This window comes from Streptomyces sp. NPDC004542 (assembly GCF_040610035.1).
GTDB lineage: Bacteria > Actinomycetota > Actinomycetes > Streptomycetales > Streptomycetaceae > Streptomyces.
In genome coordinates this window covers 93,916-109,314 of sequence record NZ_JBEXLP010000003.1, presented here as the reverse complement: position 1 = coordinate 109,314, position 15,399 = coordinate 93,916, and the positions used below count along the sequence as shown (strand labels likewise).

Below are 15,399 nucleotides of genomic sequence, written 5' to 3'. Positions count from 1 at the left end.
GGGCTCGGACTCGTGGCCGGCCGGCTGGACGCGCGGCACCGGCGCGGCAGCGGCGCGGTACGCGCCCACCCGCCGTCCGGCGTCAGATGAGACCGGCCCGTATGGCGTGCGCGACCGTGTGCACGCGATTGCGCATGCCGAGGCGGATCTGGACGGCGGAGAGGATGTTCTTGATGGTGCGCTCGGAGTAGCTCAGCATGGCGGCGATCTCGGAGAGGGTCATGCCCTCCGAGACCAGGCGCAGGACCTCGATCTCCCGTTGGCTGAGCCCTGACGCGGTCAGTCCCCGCGGGCCGAGCACCTCGCGTTGGAGGTGCTGGAGCTGGTCCATCAACCGGCCCTGGAGGAGCGGCGGCAGACACGCCTGGCCTTGGACCACGGCTCGCACCGCGCGCACCAGCGCCGCGTCGTCGGCCTCGGCACGCCACAGCACCGCCCGCACGCGGCGGTCGGCGACGGCGGCCGGGTCGGCGTACCACCCGCTGTCCGCGACGAGCACGAAGCGCGCCCACGCCGGTGCGGACAGGGCGCTCAACAGGTCCAGCGCCGCGTTGTCGACCGCGCGCACCGCGACCACGACGGTCTCGGCCTCCGCGATGGGCGACAGCGTGAGGCGCGGCTCCCTTCCCAGGCATGCCCTCAGCCCGGCGTGGGTGAGCGGATCCGCAGCGTGCACGGCCACCCGCACCGACTTCATCTTCTCCTCCTCGAGAGAGACGACCAGAACCTCGTGCGTGGGCGGGCGGGGTTGTGGGACACGGCCGGTACCGCCCTCCTGATGATCTTCGCGAGGAACCACTACGCGGATGCGGCCGGATCGTTTCACCGGCCCTCACCGCCCGCGCGGCGCGCGTGAAATGGATCACGTTCCGCGCGGGTGGTGAGGAGATCGTGTTGATCACGTAACTATATGGCTGAACTCGCCTTTGTCATGACGCACTTGGGTCTCTCCGCGACGGCGGCCGGACCCGCCGCCCCGCATGATGTTGATGCCGAGCATCCGGTGTCCGTGGCCCGCTCGGGCCACATGAAGGAGGAACGCGCGTGTCGCGCCAGGTACTTGCGGTCACCCCAGAGGGGCCCGGCGGCTTTCGGACGATCAGTGAGGCACTGGCGAGGGCGCGCAGCGGCGCGGTCCTCAGCGTGGCGCCCGGCACGTACGCGGAGAGCCTGGTCGTCACCACCCCGGTGACCATCGTCGCGGAACAGGCCCGCGGCAGTGTGCGGATAGCCCCGCACCACGGCAGCGCCCTGGTGCTGAAGGCGGAAGCGGTGATGCTCACCGATCTGGTGTTCCACGGGCGTGACGAGGAACTGCCCGTCATCGACGCGCCACGCGGACAGGTCGCCATGCACGGCTGCCAGGTCAGCGGCTCCGGCTGGGCGGCGGTGCTCGCGAGGGCGGGCGGTTCACTGGCCCTGCGGGACTGCCGGATCAGCAATCCGGCCGGCGCCGGAGTGGTGGTCACCTCCCCGGTGGAGAGTCTGGTCGAGGCCTGCGTCGTCGAACACCTGGGCACCTCGGGGGTGGTCGTCGGGCAGCAGGGCCGGATCGGCCTGCGCGGCTGCACCGTCCGGGACGCCCGGGGCAACGGTGTGCTCGCCAACGGAGAGGCCCACGGGGCGGTCGAGGAGTGCGACATCTCCTCGACCGACAAACCCGCCGTCGCGCTGGAGGGCAACAGCACGATCCGCGTCCTGCGGACCGTGGTGCACGACACCGGCACCGGCGTCCAGCTCGCCAGCCGCGGCACGACGGAACTCGAGGACGTCCGCATCAGCGGCACCAGCGGCGCCGGCATCGTGGTCAGCGAGGGGAGCGACCCGGTGGTCCGCCGCTGCCGTACGGCACGCACCAGGAGTCACGGTCTGCTGGTCACCGGCCGCTCCCGGGGCACGTACGAAGACTGCTGGCTGGACACCGCGGAGGGTCCCGCCCTCCGGGTGAACGGGCACTCCACCCCCGTCCTGACCGGCCTGACGGTCAGGGACTGCGCGACGACCTCCGTGCTGCTGGAGGAGGAGTCGGCGGCCGAACTGGACCGGCTCGACGTCACCGACTCCAGGGGAGCCGGCGTCTCCATCCGCACCGGCGCCAACCCGCTCGTCAGGCGTGCCCGCGTCAACGCGCCGCACGGCCACGGGGTGGAGGTCCTGAAGAACGGCCGGGGCCGGCTGGAGGACTGCGCCGTCGAGCGGGCCGGCGGCTGCGGGGTCCGGGCCGAGGACGGCGGCGACGTGTACCTCGGGGGCGGAGCGGTCCTCGCGCCCGCCGCGAGCGGCGTGTCGGTCGGCGCCGAGGGCACCGTGAGACTGCGGGACCTGGAGATCACCGAGGCCGGTGAGTCGGGGGTCATCGTCGACGGAGGCGGGGAGCTGACCGCCACCCGGCTCCGGGTCGCGGGAAGCGGCCGGCACGGCGTCGTTCTGCACGACGGCGGACGGGGCTCCCTCAACTCCTGCGAGATCAGCGGCAGTACGCAGGACGGCCTGTGCGTGGAGTCCACCGAACCGGTGTCCGTGGTCAACTGCACCGTCCGGAACAACGGCGGCAGCGGACTGGCCGGCTCCCGCCCCGGTGAGCGGCTCGCCGTCGACGGACTGACCAGCGCCGGCAACGGCAAGCCGGACCTCTGGGGCCCCGACGGCACCACCGGCGCAGACGCCCCGCCCGGCCGGTCGGACGGCTCCCTCGCCGCGCTGGACGCCCTGATCGGGCTGGACAACGTGAAGCAGCAGGTGCGCACCCTGGTCAACCTGACGCGGCTGGCCCAGCGCCGCGCCGAGCTCGGCATGCCCGCCCCGCCGATGGGCCGTCACCTCGTGTTCGCCGGCCCGCCCGGCACCGGCAAGACCACCGTGGCCCGGCTCTACGGGGCGGTCCTGGCCGAACTCGGCGCGCTGCGTTCGGGACACCTGGTCGAGGTGGCGCGCGCCGACCTGGTGGCACAGGTCATCGGCGGTACCGCCATCAAGACCACCGAGGCGTTCCAGCGCGCCCTGGGCGGGGTGCTCTTCATCGACGAGGCGTACACCCTGCTCTCCGACGGCCGCGGCTCCGGCGCGGACTTCGGAAGGGAGGCGGTCGACACCCTCCTGAAGCTCATGGAGGACCACCGCGACGACGTGGTCGTGGTCGCCGCCGGCTACTCCGCCGAGATGGACGCGTTCCTGGCCTCGAACCCCGGTCTGGCCTCACGCTTCTCCCGGACCGTGGAGTTCGAGAACTACGCGGTGCCCGAACTGGTGGCGATCGTGGAGAGCATGTGCTCCGGGCACCAGTACGTCCTCGACGACAGCACGCGCAGCGCGCTCGCCGTGCGCTTCGAGCGCATGCCCAGGGACGCGACCTTCGGCAACGGCCGCGCCGCCCGGCAGGTGTTCGAGGAGATGGTGGACCGCCAGGCGTCCCGGCTCGCCCTGCTCACGGACATGACCGACCAGGACCTCCAACTGCTGCTCCCCGAGGACGTCGGGGAGGAGGCCGCACGGGCGGTGGCCGACGAGACCGGCGGCGGCCGGGGCGGCGACCCCCTGGCCCGGCTGAGCGAGCTGGTGGGCCTGGCGGCCGTCAAGCGCGACGTCACCGATCTCGTCAACCTGCTGTCCGTCACCCGGCAGCGCGAGGCCGCGGGGCTGCCCGCGCCGCGCATCAGCCACCACCTGGTCTTCACCGGTCCGCCGGGTACCGGAAAGACGACGGTCGCGCGGCTCTACGGCGAACTGCTGGTCTCCCTGGGGGTGCTGCCGAGGGGCCAGCTCGTCGAGGTGGCGCGCGCCGACCTGGTCGGACGGTACGTAGGTCACACCGCGCAGTTGACCCGGGAGGCTTTCGAACGCGCCCTAGGAGGAGTGCTGTTCGTCGACGAGGCCTACACGCTGACTCCCACCGGGCCGGGTTCCGGGTCGGACTTCGGGCAGGAGGCGGTGGACACCCTGTTGAAGCTCATGGAGGACCACCGGGACGAGGTGGTGGTCATCGTCGCCGGCTACACCGCCGAGATGGAGCGGTTCCTGTCCTCCAATCCGGGCCTTTCCTCACGGTTCTCCCGGCGGGTGGAGTTCGCCGACTACGCGCCGGACGAGCTGGTCACCATCGTGCGGCAGCACGCGGCCGGCGCGGGATACGAGTGCGGGCCGGGTACGGGCCAGGTGCTGCGCGCGTACTTCGAGTCGCTGCCCCGCGACCGGTCGTTCGGCAACGCGCGGCTCGCCCGGCAGGTGCTGGAGGGCATGATCACGCGTCAGGCCGGCCGGCTGAGCACCATGACCGCACCCGGGCTGGACGACCTGCGGCTGCTGCTCCCGGCGGACGTGGCACCGGGCAGGACGGTGTCCGAATGAACCGGACCGCAAGCTGGCCGGCCCGCCGCGTGTGGCGGGCACTCGTCGCCCTCCTCGGCGTGTCCACGGCGGTGATCGGGCCGGCGGCCGGGGCCGGCGCCCTGTCCGCGGACACCGTACGGCTGCCCGTGATGCCGTCCCGGCTGGCGGCCGGGTCCGCCTGCACCGGCGACTCGGGCACCGTGGTGAAGGCCGTGCCCTGGGAGCAGCAGAACCTGCAACTGGCCAGGACCCGGCCGTTGGGGAGCGCCGCCGGTGTGACGGTGGCCGTCGTCGACACCGGTGTCTCCCTCGAGGCGCCGGCCCTGGCGGGCCGGGTGACCGCGGTGGGCGGGGCCGGCGACGACTGCGTGGGCCACGGCACGTTCGTGGCCGGTCTGATCGCCGCCGCCCCCGTGGCCGGTGTCGGCTTCTCCGGAGCCGCCCCGCGGGCCCGCATCCTGGCCGTGCGGGGCACGGACCGGCGGGGCACGGCCACCGACGCGACGGTGGCGGACGGCATCCGGGCGGCGGTGGCCGCCGGGGCCCGGGTCGTCGTGGTGTCCCCGGCACTGACCCGGAGTTCCTCCCGGCTGCACGCCGCGGTCGCCGACGCCGCCCGCCATGACGCCCTGATCGTGGCCGCGGCGGTGCCCGACGCGCCCGCCGACGGCTCGTCGGCCGCGCCGCCCGCGGACTACTGGCCGGCGGCCGAGCCCGGCGTCCTGTCCGTGGTCGACATCGACGTGCGGGGTCAGCGTCCGCGCTCCGCGTACCCGGCCCGGCACGCCGACCTCGCCGCACCGGGCGACGGCGTGCTGGGTATCGGGCCCAGGGGGCGGGGCCACTTCATCGGCTCCGGCCCGTCGGCGGCGGCCGGTTACACCGCCGCGGCGGCCGCGCTGGTGCGGTCCGCACAACCCGGCCTGTCCGCCGCCGCGACGGCGCATCGACTGGTCAGGACCGCCTACCCGGCCGACGTACCCCGTCTCGACCTGTACGGTGCGCTCACTTCGGTGCCGGGAGCGGATCCTCTCCGGTCGGCACCGGCCGGCGGTGAGCCACCCGTGCGGCCGGCGAGGGACGAGCCCGGAGCCCGCGCGACGCGTCGCGCCCTGGCAGTGGCCGGTGCGGGCCTGGGCCTGGTCCTGTCGGTCGCCTGGGCCGCCTCGATCACCACGAAGGTCCGCGCTCGCCGGCGGCGTCCGAGCGAGGAGGAGCCCGTCACGACGAGCGCAGCGGGCCGCACGGAACCGGCCGGGTGAACGAAGCGGCCGGCCCGGGCCCGTGGTGCGCGGGGGCACCTGGCAGGAGCCGGAGGCCGAGGGTCCGGGGCGAGGGGCCGCAGCCGAAACCCGCAGCGGGTGGCCGGAGGCGAGGGGCCGGCCCAGAGGCCAGGGCCAGGACCGGCCCACAGGCCGCAGGGTGACCGGAAGCCAGCACCCGAGACCGCGGCCAAAACCCACAACAGCCGGCCGGAGGCGAGGGCCGGGCCGGAGGCCAGCGCCCGGCCACAGTACGCAGCGAGTGACCGGAGGCCGGGGCCGGGCGGCCTGGCGTGTGCCGCGCTCAGCACGACCGGTGCCTGGCCCGTGGCGGAACCCGCCCCTGGCTCGCGGTCGCCTCGGCGGCGCGTCGCCGTTCTGCCCCCGTGGCTCCGCGGCGGGACCGGCGCACCCCCGCGGACCGGCGGCGGCCTCGCCGGGGGCGCCCCCGCACCGGCCGTCGCCGCTCGCCCGGGCGGTCCGGGCGGCGGGCACCTGCGCGTCCGGTCGGAAGGGGTTTCCCGCCCGGACCTCACGCCCCGGTCCGGCAGTCATCGCCCGACCGGTCACTCCCCGGCCGGCTCCTCCACCAGCGCGGTCTGCATCAGGAGGCCCTTGCGCCGCGCGATGTACTGCGCCCGGCCCGGCGGCAGGACGCGCGGTTTGACCGCTCCGAACAGGTAACCCTCCGACGGCGGGCAGGACAGCAGCAGCCCCGGTGTGTTGATCTCGTCCAGGCGCCTGAGCAGCTGGTCGTTCAGGCCCCGTCCCGCGCCGGTCGCGGAGCGCGTCACGACCAGGTGCAGACCCACCTCGTGTCCCAGGGTCAGATGGTCGAGCAGCGGTTCGAAGGGGTGGGAGACGGCGAGGCCGCCGCCGACCATGTCGTAGTCGTCGACGAGCACGAACAGCCTGGGCCCCGTCCACCAGTCGGCGAGGCGCATCCGCGCGGGGGTGATGTCCGGCCCGGGCAGCCGGGTCCTGATGGCACGGGCGGAACCGTTCACCAGCTCCCGCAGACCGTCGAGCGAGACGGCGTGGCCCAGGCGGTAGTCCTCCGGCACCGCCTCGACCAGGGTGCGGCGGTAGTCGGCCACGAGGATCCGGGCCTCGGCGGGGCTGTAGCGGGCCGTGATCGCCGCGGCGACCAGCCGCAGCAGGTTGGTCTTCCCGCTCTCCGTGTCGCCGATGCCGATCAGATGCGGCGTACGGCTGAAGTCGTGCCACACCGGCGCCAGCGTCTCCTCGTCGAGACCCAGGGGTATCCGCAGGCCCTCCGCCAGTTCCGGCTCCGGCAGTTCGGAGACCGGCAGCCGGTGCGGCAGCGTCCGCACGGGCGGCGCGGGCGGCCCCGGCCAGCACGCGGCGGCCCTCTCCACCAGGTGGGCCACCCCCTCCGTCAGGTCGTCGGCGCTCTCCCGGCCGTCGATGCGCGGCAGTGCCGCCAGGAAGTGCAGCTTGCCGTCCGTCGTCAGGCCACGGCCCGGGCTGCGCGGCACGGTTCCGGCCTTGCGGATGTCGACCACCGAGTCCATGGGGTCGCCCAGCCGCAGTTCGAGCCGCGTCGCCGCCTGGTCGCGCACCTGGGAGGACAGCTCCATCCAGCGCGCCGTGGCGACGGCCAGGTGGATCCCGTAGTTCAGGCCCCGCACCGCGATCTGGTTGACGGTGGGGACCAGCGCGTCGAAGTCCTGGCGCAGCGTGGCCCATCCGTCCACCACGAGGAAGACGTCACCGTGCGGCTCGTTTGCGAACTCACCGGCCGCGCGGCGCCGGCGGTAGGTGGCCATCGAGTCGATGTTGTGGTCGAGGAAGAACTGCTCGCGCTGGTTGAGCAGGGTGGTCACCTCGGCCACCGTGCGGTTGACCCGCTCGCTGTCGAGCCGGTTCGCCACACCGCCGACGTGCGGCAGGCCGGCCAGTGCGGCCAGTGTGCCGCCCCCCAGGTCCAGGCAGTAGAACTGCACCTCGCGCGGGGTGTGGGTGAGCGCGAGGGCGGTGATCAGGGTGCGCAGCACCGTGGACTTGCCGCTCTGCGAGCCACCCGCGACCACGAGGTGCCCGCCGCTGCCGGAGAGGTCCACCACGAGCGGGTCGCGGCGCTGTTCGAACGGCCTGTCCACCACGCCGACGGGCACTTCCAGCCGCCCGGGTCCCGGCCGGACGTCGGCCACCAGCCCGCGCCGCGGGTCCTCGGTGAGGGTGGGCAGCAGACCGTCGAGGGTGGGGGGCAGGCCGAGCGGCGGCAGCCACACCCGCAGGGCCGGCGGCCCGGCCTGACGCAGGCGCTCCACCGCGACCGACAGCAGGGAGGGCGCGTTCTCCTCCTCGGTCTCCGGCTCCGGCGCGGGCTGCTGGGCCGGTGAGCGCGGCACCACGTAGTCCGCCGTCCACGGCACCATCTGGCTGGCGGCCCGGGCCCGGGTGACGGCGCCGCGCCGGGACCGGTACGCCCCCGATACGTACGCCGCCCGGAACCGGGTCAGCGCTTCCACCCCGCTCTTCAGAAAGCCGGCGCCCGGCTGCGACGGAAGCTGGTAGGCGTCCGGGACGCCCAGCACCCCACGGCTCTCCATGGCCGAGAAGGTACGCAGCCCGATGCGGTACGACAGATGGCTCTCCAGTTGGTGCATGCGTCCCTCGTCCAGCCGCTGCGAGGCGAGGAGCAGATGCACGCCGAGGGACCGGCCGAGCCGCCCGATCATCACGAACAGGTCCATGAAGTCCCGGTGAGCGGCCAACAGTTCGCTGAACTCGTCGACCACGATGAACAGGCTCGGCAGGGGCGCCAGCGGTGTTCCCGAGGCGCGGGCCTTCTCGTAGTCTAGCGCGGAGGTGTAGTTGCCGGCCGCCCGCAGCAGTTCCTGACGCCTGATCAGTTCACCGTGGAGGGCGTCGCGCATGCGTTCCACCAGGGCCGCCTCGTCGGCCAGGTTGGTGATCACCGCCGAGGTGTGCGGCAGTTCCTCGAGGCCGAGGAACGTGGCACCGCCCTTGAAGTCCACCAGGACGAAGTTCAGGGTCTCCGAGGAGTTCGTCAGCGCGAGCGCCAGCACCAGGGTGCGCAGCAGCTCGCTCTTGCCGGAGCCGGTGGCGCCGATCAGCATGCCGTGCGGGCCCATGCCGCCCTGCGCCGCCTCCTTGATGTCCAGTTCGACCGGGGCACCGTCGGAGCCCACCGCGACCGGGACCCGCAGCCGGGCCGCTCCCGCACCGCGCCGCCACAGTGCCGCCGGGTCATGGCGGTTCAGGTCGGGGATGCCGAGCAGGGTGGTCAGTTCCACGTCCGTGGACAGCGGCTCGGCGGCGTCGGCGGTCAGGCTCATCCGGTACGGCGCGAGCATCCTGGCCAGCGCTCGGGCCCCGGCCGGACCGGCCGTGTCGGGGCGGCCCAGCCGCGTCGACTGCTCCTTGCGGCTGCGGTCGGTGCGTACCAGGCACATCGCGTCCGGCCGCACGTCCAGCCGCAGCGTGGTGCGTCCCGGCCGCCAGCGCAGGGTTTCCGTCAGGTCGAGCACGACGACGTTGCGCAGGCCGAGGCCGTCGATCCGGTGCCCGGCGGGGACCTGGCCCCCGTCCAGCACGACGACGGTGAACGGCTCGTCGCGGCCGGGAACGGCCTCGGGGTCGAAGGCGGGCCGCTCGGTGAACTCCACGCCGAGCAGGTCCTCCAGGGCGGCCAGGTCGCCGGCCACCATGCGGGCGGGTCCGGCACCGTCCTGCTCGTGCGGGTGCAGGTTGTGCGGCAGCCACTTGACCCAGTCCCACTCCGCCCGGCGTTCGTCGCTCACGCACAGCGCGATCCACAGGTCCTCCGGGGCGTGGAAGACGGCCAGCTGGCACAGCGCGGCCCGCACCAGCCCGCGTACCGCGTGCTCGTCGCCGCGCAGCAGCACCCGGGCCCAGGACCGCAGGTACAGGGCGATCGGCTGGTCGGGCACCGTGCCGTACGCCCGGGTGAACCGGCGCAGCGCGTGCGCGCAGAGCGGGTCCAGGTCCTCGACGGGCTTGGCGGACACGGGGGCCAGCGCCATCGCCAGTTGCTGGTCCCCGACCGCCACCCGAACCTCGGCGAAGTCGTCGTCCCTGGTGCGCCGTTCCCACAGCCGCGTCGTGCGGACCAGCGACCGCAGCGTCCGCGGCGCGGGATGGCGCCAGGCCAGCGCCAGTTGCTGTTCGATGACCGCCCGGCGGACCTTCCGCCGGGTCTGCGACAGGTAGCGCAGGTAGTCCCGGCGCTCGCCCCGCAGGCGCTGCTTGCGTTCGCCGGCCTTGCGCACCACCTGACCGACCATCATCATCGCGGAGCCCAGGACCATGACGCCCAGTGCCACATAGGTCAGCGCACCTCCGCTCCCGCCGGGCCGGATGAACGCCAGCATCATGGAGGCGGACATCAGCCCCATCGGCAGATAGGTCCATGCCGCCGAATGATCCGGGACCGTTTCCGGCAGGGTCGGCGGCTCCTGAAGGGACAGTTCGCCCTCCGGCATTTCTGGACCACGCCTGCGGGCAGGGCGTCGGAATAGGACGACACTCAAGAAAAGGCTCCTCACCGTGACGCGCGACTCCTGAGCGCGCCGAGAGCGTTGAATCCCCTCGAACGTTCACGAGAGCTTCGGGGTGTCAGTAGTCTGCATCCGATCAACTCCCGCATCCAAGCTCGTGGATGACAATTCTGGGAAGTGTGGCCTGTCCAATGAATGAAAGCCCGGTTGCGGCCCTGTGCCATCTGACCGTCCGCGCCCCGGCGAAGACCGTGGACCTTGCGGTACCCGCGGACGTTCCCGTCGCCGACCTCCTGCCCGCCCTGCTGCGTTTCGCCGGCGAGGAGTTGGAGGAGAACGGCCTGGACCACGGCGGCTGGGTGCTGCAACGGCTGGGCGAGCGCCCGCTGGACGACGAAGGCACCCTGGAGTCGACCGGCCTGACGGACGGCGAGGTGCTCTACCTGCGTCCGCACGCCGAGGAACTGCCCGAGGTACGGCTGGACGACATCGTGGACGGGATCGCCGAGGTCACCCGCGACCGGCTGCACGGCTGGACTCCCGAGGCCGGCCGCCGGCTGCTCCGCGCCGCCGTGGTGGTCTGCGTGCTGAGTGCGCTGGGTGTGCTGGCCTGGCCCGCGGGTCCGGTCCTCCCCCGCGCGGTGACCGCGGCGGTGGCCGGCCTGCTGCTGCTGGCCGGCGGGGCCTCGGCCGCCCGGGCGGTGGGGGACGCGGCGGCCGGGGCGACCCTCGGCTTCCTGGCGGTGCCCTGCCTGGCGCTGGTCGGCTGGCTGCTGCCCGGTGGCACCGTCTCGGGTCCCGACGCCCACCACGTGCTCGGTGCCCGACTGCTGGCCGCGGGTGCGACGGCCGCGGGCGCGGCGGCACTGGCCATCGCCGCGACAGCCGTGTACACCTCGTTCTTCGTCGCCACCGCCACGGTGGCGGCCGCCGCCGCCTGCGCGGGGCTCCTGATGAGCGTGTACGACGTGCCGGCGGACGGCGCGGGTGCCGCGGTGGCGGCCGCGGCCGTCGTCCTGGGCGGCTTCGTGCCGGTCCTGTCCTTCAAGCTCGCCGGCCTGCGCATGCCCCCGCTGCCCTCCGCCGCACAGGAGTTGCAGGAGGGCATCGAACCCTACAGCGCCGGTGACGTCGCCACCCGCGCCGAACTCGCCGGCGGCTGGATGACAGCCCTGTACGCGGCGACCGGCACCATCTGCGCGGGCTGCCTGGTGGCCCTCGTCCGGCTGCCGAGCCTTCCCGGCACGCTGACCGCGGGCACCCTGTCACTGCTCCTGCTGCTGCACGGACGGGGCCTGGTCAACGTGCGGCAGCGGCTGGCGCTCGTCGTCCCGGGCCTGTGCGGAGCGCTGCTGCTGGTCGTCGGCGCCGCGGCCCGGCTGTCCCCGTCCGACCGGCCGGCGCTCGTCGCGGGGCTCCTGGCGGTGGCCGCCGCGCTGGCCATCGCCTCCTGGACGGTGCCGGGCCGCCGGATGCTGCCGTACTGGGGCCGCGCGGCGGAACTGCTGCAGTCGCTGCTGGCGATCGGTCTGCTGCCGCTGACGTTGTGGGTGCTCGGCGTCTTCGGAGCCCTGCGGGCGATCAACGGCTGACCGGCACAGCGAACGGAAGAGGAACACAACGTCATGCAGTCCAAGCGCGACCAGGTCCAGGCCCACTCCTTCGCCCTGGGCAGGCTCACCTCCGGCATGCTGCTCGCCGACCCGGACGCACCGGAGAGCCCGCTGGCCCGCACCACCCGGGGCGCGGCCGTCGGCGTGGTCCTCTGCGTGCTCGTCGCGGCGGGCGCGGTGGTGTACGGGCTCGTCTCACCGGGCGGCAACACCTCGTGGAAGGCCTCGGACACCCTGATCGTCAACCGGGACACCGGGGGCCGCTACCTGTATCTCGACGGCCGCCTGCGGCCGGTGCGGAACTATTCCTCCGCCCTGCTGATCGGCGCGGGGGACCTGAAGACCACCGATGTGCGCGCCGTGTCCCTGCGCGGCACCCCCGTCGGCGCGCCGGTCGGTATACCCGGGGCCCCGGACGCGGTGCCGGGCGCGAAGGATCTGGACAGCGGCGCCTGGCACGTCTGCTCGACCCCCGGATCCGCCCGGTCCACGACGGCCGCCACGGTCACGGCCACCACCCTGGTCGCCGGCGCCCCCGTGGAGAGCCGGCCGATGGCCGACGACCGGGCACTCGTCGTGAGCGGTCCGGACAGGACGGCGTACTTGATCTGGCGGGGCAGCAGGCTCCGGCTCGACAAGGCATCCGGCGCGGCCGTCTCCCTGGGATACGGCTCCGTCGTGGCGCGCCCGGTGTCCGCCGCGTTCCTGGACGCGATGGTCCCCGGCCCCGACCTCGCCCCTCCCCCGGTTCCGGGCCGAGGTGCCGCAGGGCCGTCCCTGGGCGGCGTACGGGGCACGGTGGGCCGGGTGTACGTCGTGCGGGTGCCCGGCTCGGACGCCAAGTACTACCTGTTGCGGAAGGAGGGCCTGACACCGCTCACGGCCACCGGGGCGGCGCTCGTCCTCGGGGACCCGGCGACCCGGGAGAAGGCCTACGGCGGCCGCTCGCCCCAGGCCGATCCCCTGGGCGCGGACGTACTCCGGGACCATCTGGCTCCCGGCGTCCGGGACGGGTCCGCCGCCCCCTCGGGTCTTCCGGACTCCCCGCCCCGGGCGGCCGGCCTGCCGGACGGCCTCGCGCCCTGCGCCCGGGTGCAGTCCGTGCGGGGGGTGGTCCGCGTCAGCACCGTCCTGGTGTCCCGCGACGGGCTGGGCCCCGCGGCCCAGTCGGCGCCCGGTGAGTCCGCGGAGGCGTGCCTGCCGGTGGACGCCGTCGTGGTCCGGCCGGGCCGCGCGGCCCTGGTGCGCACGCTGGGGGCGGGCGGCGCGGAGGCCGGCGGCACCACGTACTTCGTGGCCGAGGACGGTGTGAAGTACCGGATCCCCTCCGGCGACGCGCTCGAAGCGCTGGGGTACGGGAACGGGGACCCGGTGGCGCTGCCCTCTCCGCTGCTGTCCATGCTGCGGTCGGGCCCGGACCTGGACCCCCGTGCCGCGGCCGGTGGTGACGGCGCCGGGATCACGCCTCCCGCCTGCGGGAAGGCGCTCGACGAACGATCCCGCTGAGGCGGGCCCGGGCCGAAGGGGCTCCGAGGACCGCGCGGGTGCACGAAGGTGCAGAGTCGGTGGGACGAACGGCTCAGATCTTCCTCAACTGAGAGCGCTCCCAGTCGATGCGGCCTACTGTCGTATCCGTTCCCTCCCACCGCGGTTCACCCAGCTCGGGCGGCGTCGCGGTCGACAGCGCGCCCGGAGGTGCGGCAACCACCGCGTGGACCCTGGACAGAAGTCCGCACATCGAAGTCCGCACATTAAGGAAAGACCGAGCAATGGATCGGCCTCCGTTCCACCCGGCCACCTCCGTCTCCGCACGGCAACACCTGGGTCTGTCGCCGCTCGACGTGGCGCAGCAGATGACATTGGTAGTGGGCGCTCGGGTGGACCCCGACACGGTTCTCGCGTGGGAGAGCGGCACCCACCGCCCCACCGAGAGTGAATTGTTCGCTCTGGCGGATGTGCTGTGGTGCCGGACCACGGAATTGATGGGTATTAAGGAGCCGCGCAATCTGGCGGAGCACCGGCTGGCACGGCAGTTCAGCGTGAATAGGCTGACGCGGAGCATCGGAATGGAACCGGCCGAGTACATGAGGGCCGAGGAACAGAACCGGTGGACCGGGAATTTCCACCAGACCCTGTCTCTTCTGCACGCGTTGAACATCTCCTTCCGTCAGCTGGAGGACGCCGCGGGCCCGTGCGGCTTGCCCGGCCCGGATCCCGCCCCGGACACCGTTGCGGACCGGCCCGTCCGCTGACCGGCCGGGCGATCCCCGCCCGGGACCGGGTCACCGGTCCCGGGCGGAGGGCCCTTGCCCACGGGCACCGGCCCGGGTGGCCACTTTGGCGGCCCGGCCGGGCGGTGCTCAGCCGGAGCCCCACTTCTGGTTGCTGCCGCCGTTGCAGTCCCACAGCTGCAGGCGGGTGCCGTTGCCGGTGCCCCGGTCCTTCACGTCGACACACTTGTCCGCCTGCGGGTTGACCAGGTCGTGCGCGGCGTTGAGCCGGAACTGCTGGGCGGGATTCCCGCTGCACCTGGCCAGTTGGATCACCGCGCCGTTGCCGGTCGCGCCCCAAGCGACGTCCATGCACAGACCCAGGGCGCGCACGGTGCCGTCCTGCATGAACCGCCAGGTCTGCTGCGAGGCCCCGTTGCAGTCCCAGATCTGCAGCGGGGTGCCGTCGCCCCCGGAGCCCGTGACGTCGATGCAGCGGCCGGAGGCGTAGCTCAGGAGAGAGACTCCCGGGGGCGTCGAGGAACCGCCGGACGAGGTCTTGTCCGCCGTACCGGCCGAGGTCTTGTCCGCCGTGCTGCCGGACGAGGTCCTGTCCGAGGCTGTCCCGGTGGTGTCCGTCTTCCCGGACGTGGAGCCACCGGCCTGGCCCGTCGTGTGGCCGGTGGACTTCCCGCCGCCCCCCTGCTTGCCGCCGCTGCCGCCCTGCTTGCCGCCGCTGCCGCCCTGCGTGCCCTTTCCGCCCGCGGACTTGACCGTGTCGGCCTGGGCGTGGGCGTCCGGGCGTCCGGTGTCGTGCGACCCGGAGTCCTTGCCGGACGTGCCGCGCGCCACGGGTCCGGCGCCGGTGGTCGGGGCGGCCGATCCGATGGCACCGTAACCGCCCTCACCCGGGGAGCCGAGCACGGTACCGGGGGTGGCACCGGCCGCGCCGACCCGGTCCTCGTCGTCGCCACCGCTCACCAGGAACGGTACGGCCATCAGCAGCGCTCCCGCCACGGCGGCTCCGGCCAGCAGGCTCTTGTGCGGCCGTCCCGCCGGGGCGGCGGGCGCAGGCTCGGCCATCCCCGCGGGTGCCCCCTCGGCCTCCTCCGTCTCGTCGGTGCCGGCACCGGTGGCGGTGACCGCCTCCGCGGCACCGGCGCCGGCGGCACCGGCCTCCTCCGGCTCCCTCGCGGCCGTCCGGTCCGGTCCGGAGACCTCCGGGCCCCGGACCGGACCGGACGCACTGCCTGCTGCGGGCTCGGGATCGGAATCGGGGAGAGCGGCGGTTCCCTCCGCCGGGGTGGACGGGGCACCGATCGCCCCGGTGGCCTCCGCGGTCCGGGCCACGGTGGACTCCGGCCCTTCCGCCGGCGCGCCGGCCCGGTCGGGGGTTCTCTGCGGTCGCTGGGGCTGTGACGGGGTCATGTTTCCTTCTCGGGTGCGACGGGACGAGGGGGGACGGCGCGGTGGTCGGGCG

At 73.9% G+C, this 15,399-nt stretch carries 8 protein-coding genes; 5 read left to right on the top strand and 3 right to left on the bottom strand.

All coding sequences use genetic code 11. The annotated features are described in order from the left end of the window. Positions 1–82: 82 nt before the first annotated feature. Positions 83–697 (bottom strand): response regulator transcription factor, encoded by a 615-nt coding sequence (locus ABZX30_RS03095; protein WP_355928085.1) that lies wholly within the window; start codon positions 695–697, stop codon positions 83–85. Positions 698–1,044: 347 nt separating this feature from the next. Between ABZX30_RS03095 and ABZX30_RS03090 the strand changes: the two genes are divergently transcribed. Beyond that, entirely contained in the window at positions 1,045–4,344 is a 3,300-nt protein-coding gene (locus ABZX30_RS03090; protein ID WP_355928083.1) for a right-handed parallel beta-helix repeat-containing protein, read from the top strand. Then, the gene (locus ABZX30_RS03085; protein ID WP_355928080.1) at positions 4,341–5,588 is read left to right on the top strand and encodes a S8 family serine peptidase; all 1,248 of its coding nucleotides are present in this window, start codon (positions 4,341–4,343) and stop codon (positions 5,586–5,588) included. Before ABZX30_RS03090 ends, ABZX30_RS03085 begins: the two co-directional genes overlap by 4 nt. 566 nt (positions 5,589–6,154) lie before the next feature. Here the strand turns inward: ABZX30_RS03085 and eccCa are convergent. Beyond that, entirely contained in the window at positions 6,155–10,081 is a 3,927-nt protein-coding gene (eccCa, locus tag ABZX30_RS03080) for a type VII secretion protein EccCa (RefSeq protein ID WP_355928077.1), read from the bottom strand. Between the two features lie 206 nt (positions 10,082–10,287). Here eccCa and eccD point away from each other — a divergent pair, with 206 nt between their 5' ends. The 3 genes from eccD to ABZX30_RS03065 all read left to right on the top strand — a co-directional run bounded on the left by eccD (position 10,288) and on the right by ABZX30_RS03065 (position 13,961). Beyond that, entirely contained in the window at positions 10,288–11,688 is a 1,401-nt protein-coding gene (gene eccD / locus ABZX30_RS03075) for a type VII secretion integral membrane protein EccD (RefSeq protein ID WP_355928074.1), read from the top strand. Positions 11,689–11,721: 33 nt separating this feature from the next. Then, positions 11,722–13,215: a type VII secretion protein EccB gene (gene eccB / locus ABZX30_RS03070; protein WP_355928072.1), complete on the top strand. Its 1,494-nt coding sequence runs from the start codon at positions 11,722–11,724 to the stop codon at positions 13,213–13,215. A gap of 263 nt (positions 13,216–13,478) precedes the next feature. Continuing rightward, positions 13,479–13,961, top strand: a complete 483-nt coding sequence (locus tag ABZX30_RS03065; protein WP_355928071.1) for a helix-turn-helix transcriptional regulator — start codon at positions 13,479–13,481, stop codon at positions 13,959–13,961. Between the two features lie 108 nt (positions 13,962–14,069). Here ABZX30_RS03065 and ABZX30_RS03060 read toward each other — a convergent pair whose 3' ends face one another. Then, a complete protein-coding gene (locus tag ABZX30_RS03060; protein WP_355928069.1) occupies positions 14,070–15,347 on the bottom strand; it encodes a ricin-type beta-trefoil lectin domain protein in 1,278 nt (425 codons plus the stop codon). Between the last annotated feature and the right edge of the window lie 52 nt (positions 15,348–15,399).

What these genes read in the sequence shown, in the direction of transcription:
- ABZX30_RS03095 (WP_355928085.1), bottom strand. Translation starts at nt 697, where the DNA reads ATGAAGTCGGTGCGGGTGGCCGTGCACGCTGCGGATCCGCTCACCCAC.
- ABZX30_RS03085 (WP_355928080.1), top strand. Translation starts at nt 4,341, where the DNA reads ATGAACCGGACCGCAAGCTGGCCGGCCCGCCGCGTGTGGCGGGCACTC.
- eccCa (WP_355928077.1), bottom strand. Translation starts at nt 10,081, where the DNA reads ATGCCGGAGGGCGAACTGTCCCTTCAGGAGCCGCCGACCCTGCCGGAA.
- eccD (WP_355928074.1), top strand. Translation starts at nt 10,288, where the DNA reads ATGAATGAAAGCCCGGTTGCGGCCCTGTGCCATCTGACCGTCCGCGCC.
- eccB (WP_355928072.1), top strand. Translation starts at nt 11,722, where the DNA reads ATGCAGTCCAAGCGCGACCAGGTCCAGGCCCACTCCTTCGCCCTGGGC.
- ABZX30_RS03065 (WP_355928071.1), top strand. Translation starts at nt 13,479, where the DNA reads ATGGATCGGCCTCCGTTCCACCCGGCCACCTCCGTCTCCGCACGGCAA.
- ABZX30_RS03060 (WP_355928069.1), bottom strand. Translation starts at nt 15,347, where the DNA reads ATGACCCCGTCACAGCCCCAGCGACCGCAGAGAACCCCCGACCGGGCC.